This window comes from Gordonia sp. DT219 (assembly GCF_049847065.1).
Lineage (GTDB): Bacteria > Actinomycetota > Actinomycetes > Mycobacteriales > Mycobacteriaceae > Gordonia.
The window spans coordinates 42,499-63,985 of record NZ_JBNCNR010000003.1 but is presented as its reverse complement, the minus strand read 5'-3'; the positions used below and the strand labels follow the sequence as shown (position 1 = coordinate 63,985).

Here is a 21,487-nt window from a genome sequence, read left to right as displayed (position 1 = left end):
TGCACGATTGTCCGGGGAGGGCCGATCTGTCCGGACGCCGCAGTGACATGCGGCTTCGTCGGCCGCGTCGTGGTGCCCTCGGTGAGACTCGAACTCACACTGGACGGGTTTTGAATCCGTTGCCTCTGCCAATTGGGCTACGAGGGCATGCGCTGCGGTAGCCGCGGCAGCCAAGTCTAGATGATCGGACGGCGGGCGGGCCAACCGGTACGCTTCCGACATCGCCGGTCGTATGCGGCGGGTGTGGCCTGGGGTTTCACGCAGGTCTTTCGCTCGAGGTGGAGGAGGGGATGTGACCGTGGTTGACAGTGCTCCGGCAACGTCGGACCAACAGCAGACGGGCCACCGGGTGCTCGTGGCCGAGGACGACTCGCTGATCCGGATGGACCTCATCGAGATGCTGCGCGAGGAAGGCTACGACGTCGTCGGTGAGGCACCCAACGGCCAGGCGGCGGTCGACCTCACCGAACAGCTCACCCCGGATCTGGTGATCATGGACATCAAGATGCCGGTCCGAGACGGGATCGATGCAGCCGCCGAGATCGCGAGCAAACGTCTGGCGCCGGTGGTGATGCTGACGGCGTTCAGTCAGCGTGACTTCATCGACAAGGCGCGTGAGGCAGGCGCGATGGCGTATCTCGTGAAGCCGTTCACCAAGGCCGACCTGGTGCCCGCGATCGAGGTGGCGGTGAGCCGCTATCAGGAACTGCGCCAACTCGAGAAGGAAGTGGCCTCGATGGCCGAGAGGCTCGAGACCCGCAAACTCGTCGAGCGGGCCAAAGGGCTGCTGATGGAGAAGCAGTCGCTCTCGGAACCCGAGGCGTTCAAGTGGATTCAACGGGCGGCCATGGATCGCCGTACCACGATGAAGGTGGTCGCGCAGGTCGTGGTGGAAACTTTGGGTCCGCAGGAGTGATGTCGCGGGTCGTTCGTTAAATCTCTGAAACAACGTCAGAGGTGAGCTGCACGATTTCGGCGAGATGCGTCGCACGAGACGGCCTTCGGGTCTATGTTTCCTCTCAGGTCTACGGGGTAGGCCTCCCGGCAGTCGCCGGGCGGGCGGATGAGAGGCAACCAGAATGCGACGTCGAATGGCGACCGCAGCCATCGCGGTGATATTGGCGGGAATGCTCGCAGTGTCGGCGTGTAGCAATAAATCCACGGACTCCGGGTCGGGAGAATCCAGCGGCGCGGCAAACTCGGGCTTGACGATCTCACCCGTCACGCAGATCAACACGGAGGGGCAAGAACAGCCGGCGGTCGCAGAGGCCAACGCGCTCAACCCGGCTCAGCCCGGCGGCCAGACCTGCGCACCGGCGACGATCGCGACGGCCGGCGCACTGACCGGTGCCGACGCGGCGCTGGGCATCAACATCAAGGACGGCGCACAGCTGGCCGTCGACCAGCACAACAAGGCCAATCCCAACTGCACCATCACCCTGAAGACCTTTGACACCGAAGGCGCTCCGCAGAAGGCCACCCAGGTCGCCCCGCAGATCGTCAACGACAGCTCCATCGTCGGACTCATCGGCCCCGCGTTCTCCGGCGAGACCAAGGCCACCGGCGGCATCTTCAACCAGGCCGGTCTGGTCTCGGTGACTGCGTCGGCGACCAATCCGACCCTGACCAACAACGGCTGGAAGACCTTCTTCCGCGGACTGGCCAACGACGACGTGCAAGGCCCCTCCGTCGCCAACTACCTGACCAAGAAGCTCGGCAAGAAGAAGGTGTGCGTGATCAAGGACGACACCGACTACGGTGCCGGACTCGCCAGTGCGGTGACCGCCGCCCTGGGCTCCAACGCCGACGCCGATTGCTCGGGTGACGTCAAGAAGGGTGAGCGCGACTTCTCGGCGGTGCTGTCCAAAGTCTCTGCGGCACAACCCGACGCGCTGTTCTACGCGGGCTACTATTCAGAGGCCGCACCACTGGCGCAGCAGCTGAAGTCGGCAGATCCGAATGTGGTCTTCGTGTCCGGTGATGGTTCCAACGATCCGCAGTTCACCGCGCAGGCCGGCGACTCCGCCATGGGCGCGTACCTGTCCTGCCCGTGCGGCCCGGCGCCGTCGCAGTTCGCGACCCAATACAAGACGGCGTTCAATCAGGCGCCCGGCGTGTATTCCGTTGAGGCCTACGACATCGCGTCGATCATGATGAAGGGCATCGAAGCAGGCAACACCACCCGCCCGAAGCTGCTGCAGTACATCTCGCAGTACCACGGCGCCGGCCTCGCCCGACAGTATTCGTGGACTCCGAAGGGTGAGCTCTCGACATCGCTGATCTGGATGTACCAGGTCAAGTAAGCACCGTTTCCATCGCCTGGTGCGCCCGTGGCGCGATAAGCGCCCGGGCGCACTGAGTGTTGTGAGATCAATCCTTGAAGGGGAGTAATGACCACCACATATCTGGTGGCCGAGACGACAAGCACGGTGGCATCGACCATCGGATTCGACGTCCACTCGCTGGTGCATGGGTTCTGGGGACTCACCATCGAGGGGCTGACCTACGGCTCGGTGTATGCGCTTGTCGCAGTTGGCTACACACTGGTTTACGGCGTTCTGCGGCTGATCAACTTCGCGCACTCGGAAGTGTTCATGCTCGGCATGTTCGGCACGTATATCGGCTTGCTCCTCATGGGATTCAGCCCGTCGGGCAACACCTACGCCGAGGGCACGTTGATGACCGTCGTCTATCTGGTCGGCGCGGGACTGTTCGGGATGGTCGTGGGCGGCGGTGCGGCCGTGGGGCTGGAGTTCGTCGCTTATCGCCCGTTGCGTAAGCGCAATGCCAAACCGCTCGCATTCCTCATCACTGCGATCGGTATGTCGTTCGTTCTGCAGGAGTTCGTGCATTACGTGCTGCCGAAGGTGCCGGTGAATCCGCCCCTCGGCGGCTCGTCGGCGCAGCCGACCATCAGGCTGGCCCAGCCCGTCGAGGAGTTCACGATCTTCGGGGCACCGGTCACCAACCTGACGATGGTGATCGTCCTCTCGGCCATCGTGCTCGGGCTCGGGACGGATTTGTTGATCAACCGGACGAGGCTCGGACGAGGAATTCGCTCGGTGGCCCAGGACCCCGATGCCGCACTGCTCATGGGGGTGTCCCGGGAGCGAATCATCCTGGTCACCTTCCTCATCGGCGGTCTGCTCGCGGGTGCGGCAGCGCTGCTCTACACCTTGCGCGTGCCGAACGGGATCATCTTCAACGGCGGCTTCATCCTGGGTATCAAGGCGTTCTGCGCCGCGGTGCTCGGCGGGATCGGTAATGTCCGCGGCGCCGTGCTCGGCGGGCTGCTGTTGGGAGTGATGGAGAACTACGGGTCGGTGCTGCTGGGAAACCAGTGGAAGGACGTCGTGGCATTCGCTCTGCTGATCCTGGTGCTGATGTTCCGTCCGACAGGCATTCTGGGGGAGAAGCTCGGGAAGGCGAGAGTATGACGACGGGATCCACTGAGGCGACAACACCCGAACGCCACGGCGTCGGCGATGCCATCCGCGGCTGGTGGGCGGGGCTGCCGCGCGTGGCGCAATGGCTGGTCGGCGCACCGCTGATCATCCTGGTGGCTCTGGTGCCGGTCATCAATCCGCCGTTGATCACGACAACGGCCACCAATTTCGGCGTCGTGATGGCGACATTCGCCATGACCGCCCTGATCGCGGTCGGCCTCAACGTGGTCGTCGGCCAGACCGGGCTCCTCGACCTCGGATATGTCGGCTTCTACGCAGTCGGCGCCTACACGGTGGCCCTGATGACCAGCCCGGCGAGTCCGTTGTGGAACAGCGCCGATCACGGGTTCTTCTCCGGTCCGTGGGCCTGGTTGGCGTGTGTGCCGCTCGCCATCATCGTCACCGGGATCACCGGTCTCATCCTGGGCACGCCGACGCTGCGGGTCCGCGGCGACTATCTCGCGATCGTCACCCTCGGCTTCGGCGAGATCGTGCGGCTGCTCGCCGAGAACCTCACCGACGTCACCAATGGCGCGACGGGTCTACAAGGAGTGCTCTACCCGGAGTTGGGCCGTTCGGCCGACAACCCCAGCGGTGTCTTCTCCGCCGGGAACAACTCCTCGACACTCAACTTCGGCGTGTGGTGGTACTGGCTGGGCATAGTCGCGGTGATCCTGGTGCTCATCGTCATCGGCAACCTCGAGCGCAGCCGGGTCGGCCGATCCTGGGTGGCGATCCGCGAGGACGAGGACGCCGCGGAGATCATGGGCGTGCCGACGTTCAAGTACAAGCTGTGGGCATTCGTCATCGGTGCCGGTATCGGCGGACTGTCGGGGGCGGTCTACGCCGGCCAGGTCGGGTTCGTCGACCCGACGGGGTTCACCGTCATCAACTCGATGCTGTTCCTGTGTGCCGTGGTGCTGGGCGGTCAGGGCAACAAGCTCGGGGTGATTGCCGGCGCGTTCATCGTGGTCTATCTGCCGGCGCGGGTGCAAGGCATCCATGTCGGCGGCCAGGAACTCAGCGATTACAAATATCTGTTCTTCGGCGTCGCGCTGGTCGTGCTCATGATCTTCCGCCCGCAGGGCCTCTTCCCGGCGCGGGCACGGCTGATCACGTTCGGGCGGCAGGTGTATGCCGCGGTGCGGCGCAACCCGAAACCGGCGCCGCCCGAGGCCGAGGAGGTGCCGGCATGAGTCATCACCTTCCCGACGAACCGGCCGGCCGGGACGCGACACCCGATCTCACCGAACAAATCGCCGAGGTCCACGCAGATGCCGAGGCAACCACGGTGGTCAATCCGGCCGACGTCGACCCCGATCTCGCCGATCCCGCTGCGGTCGCCGAAGCCGTTGCACCGCAACGTGACATCGCGGTGGATGAGGGTGAGGCGCTGCTGCGGGTCGAGGGTCTCACCGTGGAGTTCGGTGGGCTCGCCGCCCTCGACGACGTCAGCTTCGAGATCAGGCGCGGCGAGATACTCGGACTCATCGGGCCCAACGGTGCCGGCAAGACCACGTGTTTCAACGCGATCACCGGGGTCTACCGCCCGACGCGGGGAACGGTGACTTTCGACAACGCGCCGCTGGGAAAACTCAAGCAGCACAAGATCACCCGGCGGGGGATCGCGCGCACATTCCAGAACGTGCGCCTGTGGGGCGAGATGACCGCGCTGGAGAACGTGTGTGTGGGCACCGACGCACGACACAAGACGTCGGTGGTGGGCGGGATCTTCCGGACCCCGCGGCACTACCGCGAAGAACGCGACGCCGTCGACCGGGGGATGGCGTTGCTGGAATTCGTCGGAATCGGGCCGCGTGCCGCGGAGAAGGCGTCCAATTTGCCTTATGGCGACCAGCGGCGCCTCGAGATCGCCCGCGCGCTGGCCACCGAGCCCAAACTACTGTGTCTCGACGAGCCCGCAGCGGGATTCAATCCCAGCGAGAAGACCGCGCTCATGGGGCTGATCGAGAAGATCCGCGACGACGGCTACACGGTCCTGCTGATCGAACACGACATGCGGCTGGTCATGGGGGTGACCGACCGGATCGTGGTACTCGAGTTCGGGCGCAAGATCGCCGACGGGTCCCCGCGCGAGGTCCGTGACAATCCGGCGGTCATCGCCGCCTACCTGGGAGTCCCCGATGAAGAAATCGCGTGAGAAGAAGACGCCCGAAGCGACGCCGGCCGATCAAGCCATGCCAGACGAGCCGGTACTCGAGCTGATCGATGTCGTCATCCACTATGGGCGCATCCGCGCGCTGCATGGCATCTCGCTGAGCGTCGGCCGCGGCGAACTGGTGACTCTGCTCGGCGCCAACGGAGCAGGCAAATCCACGACGATGCGCGGCATCTCGGGATTGAACAAGCTCACCTCGGGCGACATCCGCTTCAACGGCGAGTCGATCACCCGGCTTGCGCCGCACGAGCGGGTGGGCCGCGGAATCGTCCAGGTTCCCGAGGGCCGCCGGATCTTCCCCGGGATGACGGTCCTGGAAAATCTCGACATGGGCTGCTACGGAAGGAAATTCGAGAAGAAAGCAGCCTACAATGCGGCAATCGAGCATGTCTTCGAGGTGTTCCCGCGGCTTGGTGAGCGGCGTAAACAGTTCGGCGGCACCATGTCCGGTGGTGAACAGCAGATGCTGGCCATCGGCCGGGCGCTGATGGCCCGGCCGAAGCTCCTTCTCCTCGACGAGCCATCGATGGGTTTGGCGCCCATGGTGATCCAGCAGATCTTCCGGATCATCGCGCAGATCAACGCCGAGGGCACCACCATCCTGCTCGTCGAGCAGAATGCCCAGCAGGCACTGAGTCGCTCCGATCGTGGGTACATTCTGGAAACCGGATCGATCACCAAGGAGGGCCTCGGCAAGGATCTCCTCGTCGACGACGCGGTGCGGGAGGCCTACCTGGGCGTCGCGTGAGCCGCGGGGCGCATACGCGCGGTGCGTAGACTCGGGAGATGGTCGAGACCACCATCGTTCCCACTCGCGATCTTGATGTCGTCAGTTCCCTTCTGGCGCAGACATTTGCCGAAGACCCGGTGACGCGGTGGGTTGCACCCGACCCACGGGGCGACGCGCTGATGTTCGGCACCCTGGTCCGGTGGGCCCACCACAGCGAGGTAGCGCAGGACCTTGCCCTGCGTGACGGTGGGTTCGCCGGGATCGCGGTGTGGGATCCGCCGGGACACCGGGTGTCGCGGACAAACCAACTCCGGGCGATCCCGGGTTTCGTGCGGGCGCTGCGCACCGGTATCTGGCGGGGCAAATATCTTGAGGACACCTTCTCGAAGTTGCAGCCGAAAGAGCCGCATTGGTATCTCGCGCAGCTCGGCGCCGTCGAGAAGGGAGTCGGCGTCGGCACTGCTCTGCTCGAGGCAGGCTTGGCGCGAGTGCAGGGACCGGCGTATCTGGAGAGTTCGAACGAGGCGAACATCCCGCTCTACGAGCGCTTCGGGTTCGAGGTGGTGCAGGAGGTGCGTTTGCCGAACGGGCCCTCGATGTGGCCCATGTACCGCGGGGCTTGAGGCCTCCGGCACACCTGTGCGGGGTGTCGTCGGTGTCGGAGGGCATCACTAGACTCGCTGGGGTGAGTCCCGCACAGAGTTCGACCGCCACCCGAGGCAAGACCAAGCCGAAATCCACCCAGCCGACGCTGATGCTCCTCGACGGACATTCCCTGGCGTACCGGGCGTTCTTCGCGTTGCCGGCGGAGAACTTCCAGACCGAGACGGGTCAGCACACCAACGCGGTCTATGGCTTCACCTCGATGCTCATCAACCTGCTGCGCGACGAGGAGCCCACGCATATAGCGGCGGCGTTCGACGTATCGCGCAAGACCTTCCGCTCGGAGATGTTTCCGGAGTACAAGGCGCAGCGGTCGAAGTCGCCGGATGAGTTCAACGGGCAGGTCGACGTCACCAAGGAGGTGCTCGACGCGCTCGGCATCCAGGTGATGGCGATCGAGGGGTACGAGGCCGACGACATCATCGCGACGCTGGCCACCCAGGCCGAGGCGCAGGGATTCAAGGTGCTCGTCGTGACCGGTGACCGCGATTCGCTGCAGCTGGTCGACGATGCGGTGACCGTCCTCTACCCCCGTAAAGGGGTGTCGGATCTCACGCGCTTCACCCCCGAAGAGGTCGAGAAGAAGTACGGGCTCACCCCGACGCAGTACCCCGACTACGCAGCACTACGTGGCGACCCGAGCGACAACCTGCCGGGCATCCCCGGAGTCGGGGAGAAGACGGCATCGAAGTGGATTCGCGAGTACGGATCGCTGGCGGCGTTGGTCGATCACGTCGACGAGGTCAAGGGCAAGGTCGGTGATGCGCTGCGCGCCAACCTGGCCTCGGTGCAGACCAATCGGCAACTGACCGAACTGATCCGGGACATGCAGTTGCCCGCCGGGCCCAACGACCTGGCACTGGTGGGCTGGGACCGTGACCGGATTCATCGGCTGTTCGACGACCTCGAGTTCCGGGTACTGCGCGATCGATTGTTCTCCACCCTCAGCTCGGTCGAGCCCGAGGCCGAATCCGGCTTCGACCTCGTCGGCTCTGTCCTGGCGCCCGGCGAGGTCGGGTCATGGCTGACCGCGCATGCCCAGACCGGCCGGACAGGTCTGACGGTCAGCGCACCCCACACCGTCGTCGGCGCCGACGTCACCGGCATCGCGCTTGCCGGGGCCGACGGTGTGTCGGCGTACGTCGACATCACCCAACTCGACCCCGCCGACGAGCAGGAGATCGGCCGGTGGCTGGCCGACGCGAGCAAGCCGAAAGCGCTTCACGAGACCAAGTGGGCGATTCACGCGCTACGGTCGCGGCACTGGACATTGCGCGGTGTCACCAGCGACACCGCCCTCGCCGCATATCTCGTGCGGCCGGGGCAACGGTCGTTCAATCTCGACGACCTCGCGCTGCGGTATCTGCGCCGCGAACTGCGCGCCGATGACGGAGCGGGCAACGACCAACTCTCACTGCTCGACGAGGATGGTGGGCTCGCTCAGCAGGCCGAGACGCACATGCTCGAGGCGAGTGCGGTCGCCGAACTGGCCGACACCCTCGACACCGAACTCGACCGGATCGAATCCCGGCCGTTGCTCACCGACATGGAGTTGCCGCTGCTGTTCGTCCTTGCCGACCTCGAAGCCGCCGGCATCGCTGTCGACGTCGACCACTTCGGGACATTGGAAGAGGAATTCTCCGAGCGCATCCGGACCGCGGCCGAGGCCGCCTACGAGGTCATCGGCGAGCAGATCAATCTCGGGTCGCCCAAACAACTGCAGACCGTCCTCTTCGACAAACTGGAGATGCCCAAGACCAAGAAGACCAAAACCGGGTACACGACCGACGCCGATGCGCTGCAGACCCTCTATGAGAAGACCGACCACCCGTTTCTCGCGCATCTGCTCGAACATCGTGACGCCACGCGGCTCAAGGTCACCGTCGACGGGCTGCTGAAGTCTGTCGCCGACGACGGACGCATCCACACCACCTTCAACCAGACCGTCGCCGCCACCGGACGGTTGTCGTCCACCGAGCCGAACCTGCAGAACATCCCGGTCCGGACCGACGCGGGGAGGCAGATCCGGCGTGGCTTCGTCGTGGGCGCGGGCTACGACGACCTCATGACCGCCGACTACAGCCAGATCGAGATGCGGATCATGGCGCACCTGTCAGAGGACGAGGGCCTGATCGAGGCCTTCAACACCGGAGAAGACCTGCACAACTTCGTCGGTTCCCGTGCCTTCGGGGTGCCGATCGACGAGGTGACCACCGAGATGCGTCACCGGGTCAAGGCCATGTCCTACGGACTTGCGTACGGGCTCAGCGCTTTTGGTCTCGCCGCGCAGTTGCGGATCAGTCGCGATGAGGCCAAGGACCAGATGGAGGCCTACTTCGCCCGGTTCGGTGGGGTGCGCGACTATCTACAGGACGTGGTCGCCGCGGCCCGGCGCAACGAGTACACCGCCACACTCTTCGGCCGGCGCCGCTACCTGCCCGACCTCAACAGCGACAACTGGCAGCGACGCCAGTCGGCCGAACGGATGGCGCTCAACGCCCCCATTCAGGGCACCGCCGCCGACATCATCAAGGTGGCCATGATCAACGTGCACGAGCGTTTGGCGGCCGAGTCGCTGCAGTCGCGGATGCTGTTGCAGGTCCACGACGAACTCGTCGTCGAGGTGGTCGACTCCGAACGCGAGAAGGTCGAGGCGGTGGTACGCGAGGAGATGGGAAGGGCCATCGAACTGTCGGTCCCACTGGAGGTGTCGATCGGCTACGGCCGATCGTGGGACGACGCCGCGCACTAGAGGCCGATACGTGTATCCCGACCAGCGACCGAACCGTCCCCCGTGGGTGATCCCGGTGGTGGTCGGTGTCGTCGTCGGCCTGCTCGTCGTGGCGGCAGTCATCCTCGGTCTGAAACTGTCTCACAGTCAATGGAATTCGGTCTCGAGTAGCGAGACGACCACGCCGAGCGCACCCACGGTGGTCGTCACCGCGACGGCGACGCAGTCGGCGACCCCGTCGCAGACCACGCCGAGCGAGTCCGACGACCCGACCGACTCGGGCACCACCGAAGCGAGTACCGACGATACGTCGGGCGCGGTACCGCCGGTCGCCGACACGGTCTGGTACGCACAGTTCGGCGCGTTCGACAGCTATCACAAGGCCGCGCGCAACCGCGACGAGCACTACGGATCGCTCATCCTGCCCGGCGAGATGCTCGGATCGTCGAGCCGATATGTGGTGGCCCGCCCGGCCCGCTCCCGCGACGAGGCGGCTGACGTGTGCGCGCGCTTCGCGCAGGGATCGTGTCTGATCAAACCGCGCGTCGAGTGACATCAGGCCGATCGGCGACGGCGGATACGCTCGACAGATGAACCACGCCAACGCTGCGCTGCCCATCGGTGTGATGAACGGCGACGGCATCGGTCCGGAGATCGTCCCGGTGGCGGTGGCGGTGGCCGATGCGGCCGCCGCCCGCATCGGGGTCGAATTCGACTGGCTCCCCCTGTCTCTCGGCCGCGACGCGATCGACTCTCACGACACCCCGGTGCCGGAGGAGACGTTGGGTGCCCTCGACGGCCTGGACATCTGGGTCCTCGGACCGCACGACTCCGCCGGCTATCCCGCGCGCTTCGCCGAAGGGCCGGCGCCGGGCGCCATCGTCCGCAAACGGTACGGTCTCTACGCCAATCTCCGCCCGTGCCGGGCTTTTCCGGGCGTCGACGCCCTCGCGCCCGATCTCGATGTCGTGATCGCCCGGGAGAACTCCGAGGGCTTGTACGCCGACCGCAACATGGCGGTCGGTTCCGGCGAATTCATGCCGACTCCCGATCTTGCCTTGGCGGTTGGTGTGGTCACACGCCAGGCCACCGAACGCATCGCCCATCAGGCATGCCGACTGGCCCGCGAGCGGTCGGGCCGGCTGACCATCGTCCACAAGGCGAACGTACTGCGGTTGACCACCGGACTGTTCCGTGACGCGTGTCGTGACGTCGCCGGCCGTTATCCCGAACTCACCGTCGACGACAAACACGTCGACGCGATGGCCGCGCTGCTCGTGCGCCGTCCGGCAGACTTCGACGTCATCGTCACCGAGAATCTCTTCGGCGACATCCTCTCCGACCTCGCCGGCGAATTGGCGGGTTCGCTCGGAACGGCGGGCTCGATCAACTGCTCGGACACCGTGGTGATGGCCCAAGCCGCCCACGGTGCCGCGCCCGACATCGCCGGGCAAGGCATCGCCAACCCGATCGCGATCGTCGCCTCGACGGCGATGGCATTGCGATGGTTGGGGATTCGTCACGACGACGATCGGTTGGTGCGGTGCGCCGGCGCAATCGACGAGGCGGTGGCGGCAGTAGTCGCCGACGGGGTGTGCACACCGGACCTCGGCGGTACGGCCACGACATCTGAGGTCGGGGAATCCATAGTCGCCCACCTCGATCGGTAACCGGCAGACGGTAAATCTCTCGTAACCACCCGGTGAAAGCGCCGCCGAGGAAGTATGTTCAGACCGCGAGGGGGCGGTCCTGCTCCCGATTCGACCGACGTGCTCCGAGGTGACATCGGGGCGAAGGGATTTGTGATGCGCGATCTCAGATCGATAGGCCGCCTGCGGCGCCTGCCCGGGATGTTCATGCTGTCGGTCGCGGTCACCGCCCTGGTGGCGGCCGGTTGCTCGAACAACGACAACGAGTCGACCGGTGGCGGTTCGAGCGCCGCGATCGGGCCGACGACGGTCGACGTCGCGAAGCAGGCCGACATCGCCGCCTTGCTGCCTGCGCCGATCCGGGACTCCGGTCAGCTGATCGTCGGCGTCAACGTGCCCTACACCCCCAACGAATTCAAGGACAGCAACGGTCAGATCATCGGGTTCGATATCGACCTCATGAATGCCATCGGGAAGGTGCTCGGGTTGACGCCGGTCTACAAGGAGGCCGACTTCGACAAGATCATCCCGGCGGTACAGGCCGGTACCTTCAATATCGGGATGTCCTCGTTCACCGACACCAAGGAACGTCAGCAGCAGGTCGACTTCGTGACGTACTTCCAGGCCGGCACCCAATGGGCGCAGCAGGCCGGCCGCAGCGTCGACCCGAACAATGCGTGCGGCAAAAAGGTTGCGGTCCAGGCCACGACCATCCAGGACACCGACGAGATCCCGGCCAAGAGCAAGGCGTGCACCGACGCGGGCAAACCGGCGATCGAGAAGGTCAAGTTCACCGACCAGTCCGAGGCGACCAATGCCCTGGTGCTGGGTCGGGTCGATGCCATGTCCGCCGATTCGCCGGTGACCGCGTACGCGATCAAGCAGGCCGGTGGGAAGATCGAGCCCGCCGGTGCGGTCTTCGACTCGGCGCCTTACGGATATCCGATAGCCAAGGGCTCCCCGCTGGTGCCGGCGATCCAGAAGGCCGTCCAATACCTCATCGACAACGGCCATTCCAAGGCGATCGCCGACCACTGGGGTGTCGGGGCGGGAGTCATCCCGACCGCGGTCGTCAACGGCGCGACCAGCTGACCGGGTGAGCACACCGACCGCCGGCCCGGTCGGTGTCGGTTCCGACAGTTCGACGGAGCCGGCACCGATCAAGGCCGTCCCACTTCGACATCCGGGGCAATGGATCGCCGCGGCGATCGTGCTCGTCCTGGTCTTCCTCTTCGTCTACGGCGCCGCGACCAACAGCGCCTACGGCTGGGGGACGTACGCGAAGTACCTGTTCGACACCCGAATCCTCAAGGGGCTCGGATACACCCTTGCGCTCACGGTGCTGTCGATGGTGATCGCAATCGTGCTCGGTGTCTTGCTGGCGATCATGCGGCTGTCGCCCAACCCGGTGCTCCGGGCGGTGTCGTGGGTGTATCTGTGGATCTTTCGCGGCACACCGGTCTACGTCCAGCTCGTCTTCTGGGGCTTGTTTCCGTCGCTGTACAAGCAGATCGATCTCGGAATTCCATTCGTCCAGCAGTTCGCGCACTTCGACATCCAGTCACTCAATGCGGCCTTCACGTTCGCGATGATCGGCCTGGCGCTCAACGAATCGGCCTATATGGCCGAGATCGTCCGGGCCGGTATCTCATCGGTCGGTGAGGGGCAGACCGAGGCGTCGGTGGCGCTCGGGATGTCGTGGACGCAGACGATGCGGCGCACCGTGCTGCCGCAGGCGATGCGGGTCATCATCCCGCCGACCGGAAACGAGGTCATCAGCATGCTGAAGACCACCAGCCTGGTCACGGCGGTCCCGTTCAGCCTTGAGCTCTACGGTGTGGCGCATGACATCTCGGGTGTCAACTTCCAGCCGATTCCGCTATTGCTCGTCGCGTCGACCTGGTACCTCGTGGCGACCAGCGTGCTGATGGTCGGGCAGTACTACCTCGAGCGTCACTACTCGCGCGGCGCGTCACGGCAGCTGACCGGCCGGCAACTCAAGGCGATGGCCGCCGCACAGAACAACGCGATCGTGGTGGGTGAGGAGAGTGATGAGCGGCGCTGACGGCACCGACCGGCCGATGGTCCTTGCCGACCGGGTGTGCAAGAGCTTCGGCACGCTGGAAGTCCTCAAGGGCATCAGCCTCGAGGTCGCCAAGGGTGAAGTGCTCTGCCTGATCGGGCCGTCCGGATCCGGTAAGTCGACGTTCCTCCGCTGTGTGAACCACCTCGAGGTGGTCAACGCCGGCCGACTCTACGTCGACGGCGATCTCATCGGCTACCGGGAGAAGGGCGGCAAACTCTACGAGATGAGCGCGAAGGACGCGGCCCGTCAGCGTCGCGACATCGGCATGGTGTTCCAGCACTTCAACCTGTTTCCGCACCGCACCGCGCTGGAGAACGTGATCGAGGCCCCAACCCAGGTCAAAAAGCAGAAGAAGGACGTGGCGGTGGCGCGGGCCCGCGAGTTGCTCGACCGTGTCGGCCTGGCCGACAAGGCCGACACCTACCCGGCGCAATTGTCGGGCGGTCAGCAGCAGCGGGTCGCTATCGCGCGGGCGCTTGCGATGGATCCCAAATTGATGTTGTTCGACGAACCGACATCGGCTCTCGATCCCGAACTGGTCGGTGAGGTACTCGGCGTGATGCGTGGACTCGCCGCGTCGGGAATGACAATGGTGGTCGTGACCCACGAGATGGGGTTCGCCCGCGAGGTCGCCGATCAACTTGCGTTCATGGATGGCGGGGTCGTCGTCGAAAAAGGCGTCCCGCGTGAGGTTCTCGCGGATCCGCAGCACGAACGGACACAGAGTTTCCTGTCCAGGATCCTATGAGCCACGGCGCCGCCGAGGCCGTCGCGTCAGCAGTCGGGTTTGGTACAGCAGAAGATCGCGGTGCCCGGAAAGTATTGTCCGCGAAGGGGACTCCACTGCCCCCAGACGCGATCGAGATCTTCGGGCCACTCCGGCTCCACGATGTCATCGAGTATCAGACCGGCAGAACGGATCTCGCGGACGCGATCGCCGATCGTGCGGTGGTGTTCGACGTAGGTGATGGTGCCGTCGGAGTCGGCCTCGGAATATGGGGTCCGATTGAAATAGGGGATCGCGACCGTCAGGCCGTCGGGTCCGGGATCATCGGGAAACATCCACCGCATGGGATGATTGACCGAGAACACCCACCGGCCGCCCGGTACCAGGATGCGCGTGACCTCGGCCATCACTCCGGCCGAATCGGCGACGAACGGTACCGCCCCGAACGACGAGAACGCGATGTCGAACGATGCGTCGGCAAAAGGGAGCGCCTCGGCCGTGGCCTGTACAAGCGGAACGCGAGTCTCGTCGAACAGTTCCATCGCCGCCAACCCGTGGCCGAGCATCCGGTGCGAGAGATCGATCGCCACCACCTCGGCACCTTGGGTCGCGAGCCATCGTGCGCAAGGCGCCGAGCCGCAGCCGATCTCCAGCACCGAACGTCCGCGAACGTCGCCGAGAAGATGAGCGTCGCGTTCTCGTAGATCCTCCGGACACCAGACGAAGTCGCCGCCAGGTGTGGCGGTACCGAGGAACTCGCCGTGCTCGGCGTGATAGTCGAATGTCTCGGCATCCCACCATGCCCGATTGGCGCGTTCACTGGTGATCGAGTCGATCGGTCCCAGCTGACGGGGCGCGGATCCGGCGGAGTCGGCATTGTTCGGTTCGTCCACCACGTGGTGATCGTACGGCCGGCGGCCGGGCGGCTACGGCTGCACCGTGGCGTCAGCAGTTCCGGCCGGCGACGACGTGCTCGACTTCGGCGTCGCCGTCCCAGCGGCGCAACGCGATGACGGCAGTGGCGTTGTCGTTCTCACGGTGTGTGGCGTCGAGCACTTGTAGTGCCGGTCCGATCTGGTCGACCTCCACTCGCCGAGCGAGCGTGATGTGTGCCGTCCACGAACCCGGATGCGAGTGCTCGAACATCGAGGCGCTTCCGTCAGCCCGGGCAGTGTGCTCGGCGCCGAGACGCACGATCGCCGCGCGGACCGAAAGCAGTTCAGCGGTGGGCACCACCAGACGCGCAAGCACCCGCCGCGGACCATGACCGAACATCACCACGGCGCCGAGCGTCACCGGAGTCGGCAGCCGCATTCCGACCGTCGCGAGCGCGGCGTCGACCTCGGCGGAGACGGTTCCGGCCGCGATGGCCGTGATATGCGGACGGTTGGTCGCCGAGTGGATCCGGGCCTGGCTCGGCAGTCCGGCCTCGGCCAGCGCTGCCCATTGCGCGCGTATCCGCTGATCACCAGCGTCATCGAGGAGGAATTCGATCGAGTGCACCATCGTTGCACCTCCTGTTGTCCACATGTGCGGTCTCACCGCGCACGTGTGCGGTGTGTCCGATTGACTGTGTCGGGATTCACGGTGTCGGTGTCGGGTTTCGCTGTGCCGCGATGTGGCTATCTCTGCGAAGTGTCCAACATGAAGGGTGTCCAGGATGGTATTTGCCCAGCGCAATCCCGCTAGAGTAGGCTGATCGACGCGCGTGCGCACGATTCACGCGCGGTTGCGCATGTCCTCACCTGGACGCCATCGATCGATGATGGTGTGGGAGAGCGCAGGCCCGGATCCTGACGGATTCGGGTGCGTACCGACACCGCTGTCCCAGCAATACGAACTGTACCTACTACATATCTGTCCGGAGTAACTCACCAATATGCCGTCCTCCACCATCACCTCGCCGCAAGTAGCCGTCAACGACATCGGCTCGGCTGAGGACTTTCTCGCCGCCATCGACTCCACGATCAAGTACTTCAACGATGGCGACATCGTCGAGGGCACCATCGTCAAAGTCGACCGCGACGAGGTTCTGCTCGATATCGGTTACAAGACCGAAGGCGTCATCCCGTCGCGTGAGCTCTCGATCAAGCACGACGTCGACCCCAATGAGGTCGTCAACGTCGGCGATGAGGTCGAAGCGCTGGTTCTCACCAAGGAGGACAAAGAAGGCCGGCTGATCCTGTCCAAGAAGCGCGCGCAGTACGAGCGTGCCTGGGGCACGATCGAGGAGCTCAAGGAGAAGGACGAGGCCGTCAAGGGCACCGTCATCGAGGTCGTCAAGGGCGGCCTGATTCTTGACATCGGTCTGCGTGGCTTCCTCCCGGCATCGCTGGTGGAGATGCGTCGCGTGCGCGATCTGCAGCCGTACATCGGCAAGGAGATCGAAGCCAAGATCATCGAGCTGGACAAGAACCGCAACAACGTCGTGCTCTCGCGTCGGGCCTGGCTGGAGCAGACCCAGTCGGAGGTTCGCAGCGAATTCCTGCACCAGCTGCAGAAGGGTCAGGTCCGCAAGGGCGTCGTCTCCTCGATCGTCAACTTCGGCGCGTTCGTCGATCTCGGCGGCGTCGACGGTCTGGTTCACGTCTCCGAGTTGTCCTGGAAGCACATCGATCATCCGTCCGAGGTCGTCACCGTCGGTGACGAGGTCACTGTCGAGGTGCTCGACGTCGATCTGGACCGCGAGCGTGTGTCGCTGTCGCTCAAGGCAACTCAGGAAGACCCATGGCGTCAGTTCGCTCGTACCCACGCAATCGGCCAGATCGTTCCCGGCAAGGTCACCAAGCTGGTGCCGTTCGGTGCATTCGTCCGCGTCGACGAGGGCATCGAGGGCCTGGTGCACATCTCCGAGCTCGCCGAGCGTCACGTCGAGGTTCCCGACCAGGTTGTCGCCGTCGGCGATGACGCGATGGTCAAGGTCATCGACATCGACCTGGAGCGTCGCCGGATCTCGCTGAGCCTCAAGCAGGCCAACGAGGACTACACCGAGGAGTTCGACCCGTCGAAGTACGGCATGGCCGACAGCTACGACGAGCAGGGGAACTACATCTTCCCCGAGGGCTTCGATCCCGACACCAACGAATGGCTCGAGGGCTTCGAGAAGCAGCGTGAGGCCTGGGAGGCGCGTTACGCCGAGGCCGAGCGTCGTCACAAGATGCACACCGCGCAGATCGAGAAGTTCGCTGCCGCAGCAGCCGAGGCCGAGAAGGCCCCGTCGGACTACTCGTCGGCGTCGGAGGGCCGTAGCGGCTCTGCATCATCATCGTCGTCGTCTTCGTCCGCTTCTGCACCGTCGTCGAGTGGTGGGTCGCTGGCCAGCGACGAGCAGCTCGCCGCGCTCCGCGAGAAGCTGTCGGGCAACGCCTGATCACGGTGTGATCGCCTGATCTGAGATCGATCAGCGGGACCCCTTCCGAAGTCGGAAGGGGTCCCGTTTGTCGTCGCCCCGCCGACTCGACCCGAAAACCGGGACGGGGGAGGTGTTTGCCACACTGGGTCCGTGATCCGAGTGGGACTGACCGGCGGTATCGGCGCCGGAAAATCAACGGTGGCCAAAACCTTCATCGAGCTGGGCGGTCACCACATCGACGCCGACGTCATCGCCCGCGAGGTCGTCGAACCCGGAACGCCGGGATTGACTCGGCTCGTGGCGGCCTTCGGTACAGACATACTGACCGCCGACGGAGCACTGGACCGGCCGGCCCTGGCGGCCAAGGCCTTCGTCGACGACGACAGTCGCCGGACATTGAACTCCATCACCCACCCGCTGGTCGGCGCGCGCACTCAGGAACTCCTCGACGCCGCGCCCGACGATGCGATCGTCATCCAGGACATCCCGCTGCTCGTGGAGGCCAACATGGCCCCGTTCTTTCATCTCGTGGTGATGGTCCACGCCGATACCGAAGAACGCGTGCGCAGGCTCACCGAGTTGCGCGGGATGCCGGAAGCGGACGCACGCGCCCGCATCGCGGCCCAAGCAGGGGACGAGCAGCGCCGCGCTGTGACCGACGTCTGGCTCGACAACTCCGGACAGCCAACGGACTTGGCCGCGGCGTCGGCACGGCTCTGGGAGCGACGGCTGGTGCCCTACGAACACCACGTGCGTACCCGGACCGCGGCCATCCCGGACCCCGAACTCATTGCCGCCGAGCCGAGTCCGGCTACCGTGAACACGCGGCTGACCAACCGGTTGTGGGCACTGGCGGGAGCGAATGCCACCGCGGTCGATGCCACCGAAGGTGCCATACGAATCACCGCCCGCGATCGCGACGCGGCCGCGGCACTCGCCGAAGCCCTGCCGCCGGGCGGATTCGCCCCAGTCGGCGAACACCGGTACGCCTCGGCCGATCCGGGGCGCCCCGCCACCGTCGAGGTATCGGTCGGTCCATGAGTCGCCGCGGTGTCACGGTCCGGGTGACCATGCCACCCGACCACCGACCGCCTCGTCGAGCCAGGCCTGCACGTCGTTGCCGTGTTCGGCCGCTCCCGTCAACGCCCGCGTGGCGATCGACACGGCCTCGATGCATTCGGTGACGCCGAGCAGTCCCGAACCGTGCGCTGCGAAGAGTTCGTCGACGTCGATCAGTTCCAACGTCCTGCCCTGTACGTCGACCAGGTCCAGGTACCAGTCGACGGCATGCCACCGGCCGGCCTCGTCGGGACCGTCGAAGCGCCCGACATCGAGATAGAGGCGCTGGCCGGGTCGGTAGCCGGCAACGTAGTGGAAGATGTTGGCGCGCAGCCCCAGCGCCGGCAGCAGCCAGGACTCCAGGTGAGTGAACCTCGGATGGTCGGCGGTGCGTGACATGTACAGCCCGAAGCCGGTCACCTCGTAATGCTCGACAGGTCGCACGAAGCCCTTGTTGTCGGTGTTGGTCATCGCGGGTACGTCGAAGGTCTCACGCTTGGGCGGATGCAGGTGGGCGGCGTCGGGCATGGGGAGACCATAGCGGCTCGGGGCGACGAGGGATCGCGCCCGACCAGAGGCCCGAATCGTTGCGGAACATTGTTGTCGGTGGGCGCGTTTACCCTGGTGTCATGGCTTTTGCAGCAGAGCGACCGGTGATCGCGCATTCTGAATACCGTCCGATCGGGGAGATCGAACGCACCGAGGGCCACTTCGAGGTGGTCAGCGAGTACGAGCCGGCCGGTGATCAACCGGCCGCCATCGCCGATCTGGAGAAGCGGATCGGTGCCGGGGAGAAGGACATCGTCCTGCTCGGCGCCACCGGCACCGGTAAATCGGCGACCACGGCCTGGCTGATCGAACGTCTGCAGCGTCCGACGCTGGTCATGGCTCCCAACAAGACACTCGCCGCCCAGCTCGCCAACGAGTTGCGCGAGATGCTGCCGAACAACGCGGTGGAGTACTTCGTCTCGTACTACGACTACTACCAACCCGAGGCGTACATCGCGCAGACCGACACCTACATCGAGAAGGATTCCTCGATCAACGATGACGTCGAGCGGCTGCGCCACTCGGCGACGTCGAGCCTGCTCTCCCGCCGCGACGTGGTGGTGGTGGCCTCGGTGTCGTGCATCTACGGTCTCGGAACGCCGCAGTCCTATCTGGACCGCTCCGTGGAACTCAACGTGGGCGATGAGATCGACCGTGATGCCCTGCTGCGCCTGCTGGTCGATGTCCAATACGCCCGCAACGACACCGCATTCACCCGTGGCACGTTCCGGGTCCGGGGTGACACCGTCGAGATCATTCCGTCCTACGAAGAACTGGCGGTGCGGATCGAGTTCTTCGGCGACGAGGTCGAGTCGCTCTACTATCTGCACCCGCTCACCGGAGACGTTGTGCGGCAGGTTGACTCGCTTCGAATCTTTCCCGCGACCCACTATGTGGCGGGGCCGGAGCGGATGGAACGGGCGATGAAGAGCATCGAATCCGAACTCGAGGAGCGCCTCGCCGAACTCGAACGCAAGGGCAAACTGCTCGAGGCCCAACGGCTGCGGATGCGCACCACCTACGACCTGGAAATGATGCGACAAGTCGGGTTCTGCTCGGGCATCGAGAACTATTCGCGCCATATCGACGGACGCGGTTCCGGGACAGCGCCGGCCACCCTCATCGATTACTTCCCGGAGGACTTCCTCATGGTGATCGACGAGTCGCATGTGACGGTGCCGCAGATCGGTGGCATGTACGAGGGCGACATGTCCCGCAAACGCAACCTCGTCGAGTTCGGCTTCCGGTTGCCGTCCGCAGTCGACAACCGGCCGCTCACCTGGGACGAGTTCGTCGGCCGGATCGGCCAGACGGTCTACCTGTCGGCGACGCCGGGACCGTACGAGCTCGGCCAGTCCAACGGGGAATTCGTCGAACAGGTCATTCGTCCGACGGGACTGGTCGACCCGCAAATCGTGGTGAAACCCACCAAGGGTCAGATCGACGACCTGGTGCATGAGATCCGCGAACGCACCGATCGCGACGAACGCGTGCTGGTCACCACGCTCACCAAGAAGATGGCCGAGGATCTCACCGACTACCTGCTCGAATTGGGCATCCGGGTGCGGTATCTGCATTCGGAGGTCGATACCCTGCGCCGCGTCGAATTGCTCCGTCAGCTCCGCTCGGGCGACTACGACGTCCTCGTCGGAATCAACCTGCTGCGTGAGGGACTCGACCTGCCTGAGGTGTCGTTGGTCGCGATCCTCGACGCCGACAAGGAGGGCTTCCTGCGCTCCACGACGTCGCTCATCCAGACCATCGGCCGCGCGGCGCGCAATGTGTCCGGTGAGGTGCACATGTATGCCGACAAGATCACCGACTCGATGCGCAACGCCATCGACGAGACCGATCGCCGACGCGCCAAGCAGGTCGCCTACAACGAGGAACGCGGCATCGACCCGCAACCATTGCGCAAGAAGATCGCCGACATCCTCGATCAGGTGTACCGGGAAGCCGAGGACACCTCGGCTGCGGTCGTCGGGTCCGGTCGCAGCGCGAGCCGTGGTCGGCGCGCGCAGGGCGAGGTGTCCGGCGGCAGGACCGTCAGCGCCGGTGTGATCGAGAAGCGTGACATCGCGGAGATGCCGAGAGCCGAACTCGCAGATCTCGTTTCGAAGCTGACCGACCAGATGATGGCTGCCGCGCGTGACCTCCAATTCGAACTCGCGGGACGGCTACGCGACGAGATCGCCGATCTGAAGAAGGAGTTGCGAGGAATGGATGCTGCCGGTATCAAGTGACGCGCCGGGTCGATCGGGGGACAAATCGCCTGCGGCACACTAATCTGCACATTCAGGGCTCCCTAAAGTGTGG

The 21,487-nt window shown here is 65.0% G+C and carries 19 protein-coding genes and 1 tRNA gene; 16 read left to right on the top strand and 4 right to left on the bottom strand.

Annotated elements, in window-relative coordinates; translation table 11 throughout:
• Window positions 1–70 precede the first annotated feature (70 nt).
• Window positions 71–147: transfer RNA gene (locus ACPXB3_RS06005), tRNA-Leu, on the bottom strand.
• 85 nt (window positions 148–232) lie between these two features.
• Between ACPXB3_RS06005 and ACPXB3_RS06000 the strand changes: the two genes are divergently transcribed.
• The 13 genes from ACPXB3_RS06000 (at window position 233) to ACPXB3_RS05940 (ending at window position 14,232) form a co-directional block, all read left to right on the top strand.
• The gene (locus ACPXB3_RS06000; protein ID WP_425727005.1) at window positions 233–916 is read left to right on the top strand and encodes an ANTAR domain-containing response regulator; all 684 of its coding nucleotides are present in this window, start codon (window positions 233–235) and stop codon (window positions 914–916) included.
• Between the two features lie 163 nt (window positions 917–1,079).
• On the top strand, window positions 1,080–2,303 hold the full coding sequence (locus tag ACPXB3_RS05995; protein WP_425727003.1) for a branched-chain amino acid ABC transporter substrate-binding protein: 1,224 nt from the start codon (window positions 1,080–1,082) through the stop codon (window positions 2,301–2,303).
• 87 nt (window positions 2,304–2,390) lie between these two features.
• Window positions 2,391–3,437: a branched-chain amino acid ABC transporter permease gene (locus ACPXB3_RS05990; protein WP_425727002.1), complete on the top strand. Its 1,047-nt coding sequence runs from the start codon at window positions 2,391–2,393 to the stop codon at window positions 3,435–3,437.
• Window positions 3,434–4,642: a branched-chain amino acid ABC transporter permease gene (locus tag ACPXB3_RS05985; protein WP_425727001.1), complete on the top strand. Its 1,209-nt coding sequence runs from the start codon at window positions 3,434–3,436 to the stop codon at window positions 4,640–4,642. The genes ACPXB3_RS05990 and ACPXB3_RS05985 overlap by 4 nt, the downstream gene beginning before the upstream one ends.
• Window positions 4,639–5,607, top strand: a complete 969-nt coding sequence (locus ACPXB3_RS05980; RefSeq protein ID WP_425727000.1) for an ABC transporter ATP-binding protein — start codon at window positions 4,639–4,641, stop codon at window positions 5,605–5,607. The genes ACPXB3_RS05985 and ACPXB3_RS05980 overlap by 4 nt, the downstream gene beginning before the upstream one ends.
• A 37-nt stretch (window positions 5,608–5,644) precedes the next feature.
• Complete coding sequence (locus ACPXB3_RS05975) at window positions 5,645–6,373, top strand: ABC transporter ATP-binding protein (RefSeq protein WP_425727264.1); 729 nt, start codon at window positions 5,645–5,647, stop codon at window positions 6,371–6,373.
• A gap of 38 nt (window positions 6,374–6,411) precedes the next feature.
• Window positions 6,412–6,978: a GNAT family N-acetyltransferase gene (locus ACPXB3_RS05970; protein ID WP_425726998.1), complete on the top strand. Its 567-nt coding sequence runs from the start codon at window positions 6,412–6,414 to the stop codon at window positions 6,976–6,978.
• Between the two features lie 62 nt (window positions 6,979–7,040).
• On the top strand, window positions 7,041–9,770 hold the full coding sequence (gene polA / locus ACPXB3_RS05965) for a DNA polymerase I (protein WP_425726996.1): 2,730 nt from the start codon (window positions 7,041–7,043) through the stop codon (window positions 9,768–9,770).
• A 10-nt stretch (window positions 9,771–9,780) separates the two neighbouring features.
• Window positions 9,781–10,302, top strand: a complete 522-nt coding sequence (locus ACPXB3_RS05960; protein WP_425706665.1) for a hypothetical protein — start codon at window positions 9,781–9,783, stop codon at window positions 10,300–10,302.
• Between the two features lie 37 nt (window positions 10,303–10,339).
• Window positions 10,340–11,419, top strand: a complete 1,080-nt coding sequence (locus ACPXB3_RS05955; protein WP_425706664.1) for an isocitrate/isopropylmalate dehydrogenase family protein — start codon at window positions 10,340–10,342, stop codon at window positions 11,417–11,419.
• Window positions 11,420–11,554: 135 nt separating this feature from the next.
• A complete protein-coding gene (locus ACPXB3_RS05950) occupies window positions 11,555–12,490 on the top strand; it encodes an ABC transporter substrate-binding protein (RefSeq protein ID WP_425706663.1) in 936 nt (311 codons plus the stop codon).
• 4 nt (window positions 12,491–12,494) lie between these two features.
• Window positions 12,495–13,463: an amino acid ABC transporter permease gene (locus ACPXB3_RS05945; protein ID WP_425706662.1), complete on the top strand. Its 969-nt coding sequence runs from the start codon at window positions 12,495–12,497 to the stop codon at window positions 13,461–13,463.
• On the top strand, window positions 13,450–14,232 hold the full coding sequence (locus ACPXB3_RS05940; protein WP_425726994.1) for an amino acid ABC transporter ATP-binding protein: 783 nt from the start codon (window positions 13,450–13,452) through the stop codon (window positions 14,230–14,232). Before ACPXB3_RS05945 ends, ACPXB3_RS05940 begins: the two co-directional genes overlap by 14 nt.
• 26 nt (window positions 14,233–14,258) lie before the next feature.
• On the opposite strand, the gene ACPXB3_RS05935 is transcribed toward ACPXB3_RS05940, so the two are convergent.
• Both ACPXB3_RS05935 and ACPXB3_RS05930 read right to left on the bottom strand, forming a co-directional pair.
• A complete protein-coding gene (locus ACPXB3_RS05935; RefSeq protein WP_425727262.1) occupies window positions 14,259–15,104 on the bottom strand; it encodes a class I SAM-dependent methyltransferase in 846 nt (281 codons plus the stop codon).
• Between the two features lie 52 nt (window positions 15,105–15,156).
• On the bottom strand, window positions 15,157–15,717 hold the full coding sequence (locus ACPXB3_RS05930; RefSeq protein ID WP_425726992.1) for a 2'-5' RNA ligase family protein: 561 nt from the start codon (window positions 15,715–15,717) through the stop codon (window positions 15,157–15,159).
• A gap of 373 nt (window positions 15,718–16,090) precedes the next feature.
• On the opposite strand from ACPXB3_RS05930, the gene rpsA reads away from it, so the two are divergent.
• Together rpsA and coaE are read left to right on the top strand one after the other, a co-directional pair.
• Complete coding sequence (rpsA, locus tag ACPXB3_RS05925; RefSeq protein ID WP_425726991.1) at window positions 16,091–17,581, top strand: 30S ribosomal protein S1; 1,491 nt, start codon at window positions 16,091–16,093, stop codon at window positions 17,579–17,581.
• Between the two features lie 132 nt (window positions 17,582–17,713).
• A complete protein-coding gene (gene coaE, locus ACPXB3_RS05920; protein ID WP_425726990.1) occupies window positions 17,714–18,604 on the top strand; it encodes a dephospho-CoA kinase in 891 nt (296 codons plus the stop codon).
• 12 nt (window positions 18,605–18,616) lie between these two features.
• Here coaE and ACPXB3_RS05915 read toward each other — a convergent pair whose 3' ends face one another.
• Window positions 18,617–19,150 carry a DUF402 domain-containing protein gene (locus tag ACPXB3_RS05915; protein WP_425706657.1) on the bottom strand — a complete coding sequence of 178 codons (534 nt, stop codon included), beginning with the start codon at window positions 19,148–19,150 and terminating at the stop codon, window positions 18,617–18,619.
• A gap of 101 nt (window positions 19,151–19,251) precedes the next feature.
• Between ACPXB3_RS05915 and uvrB the strand changes: the two genes are divergently transcribed.
• The gene (gene uvrB, locus ACPXB3_RS05910; RefSeq protein ID WP_425726988.1) at window positions 19,252–21,414 is read left to right on the top strand and encodes an excinuclease ABC subunit UvrB; all 2,163 of its coding nucleotides are present in this window, start codon (window positions 19,252–19,254) and stop codon (window positions 21,412–21,414) included.
• The last annotated feature ends 73 nt before the right edge of the window (window positions 21,415–21,487 follow it).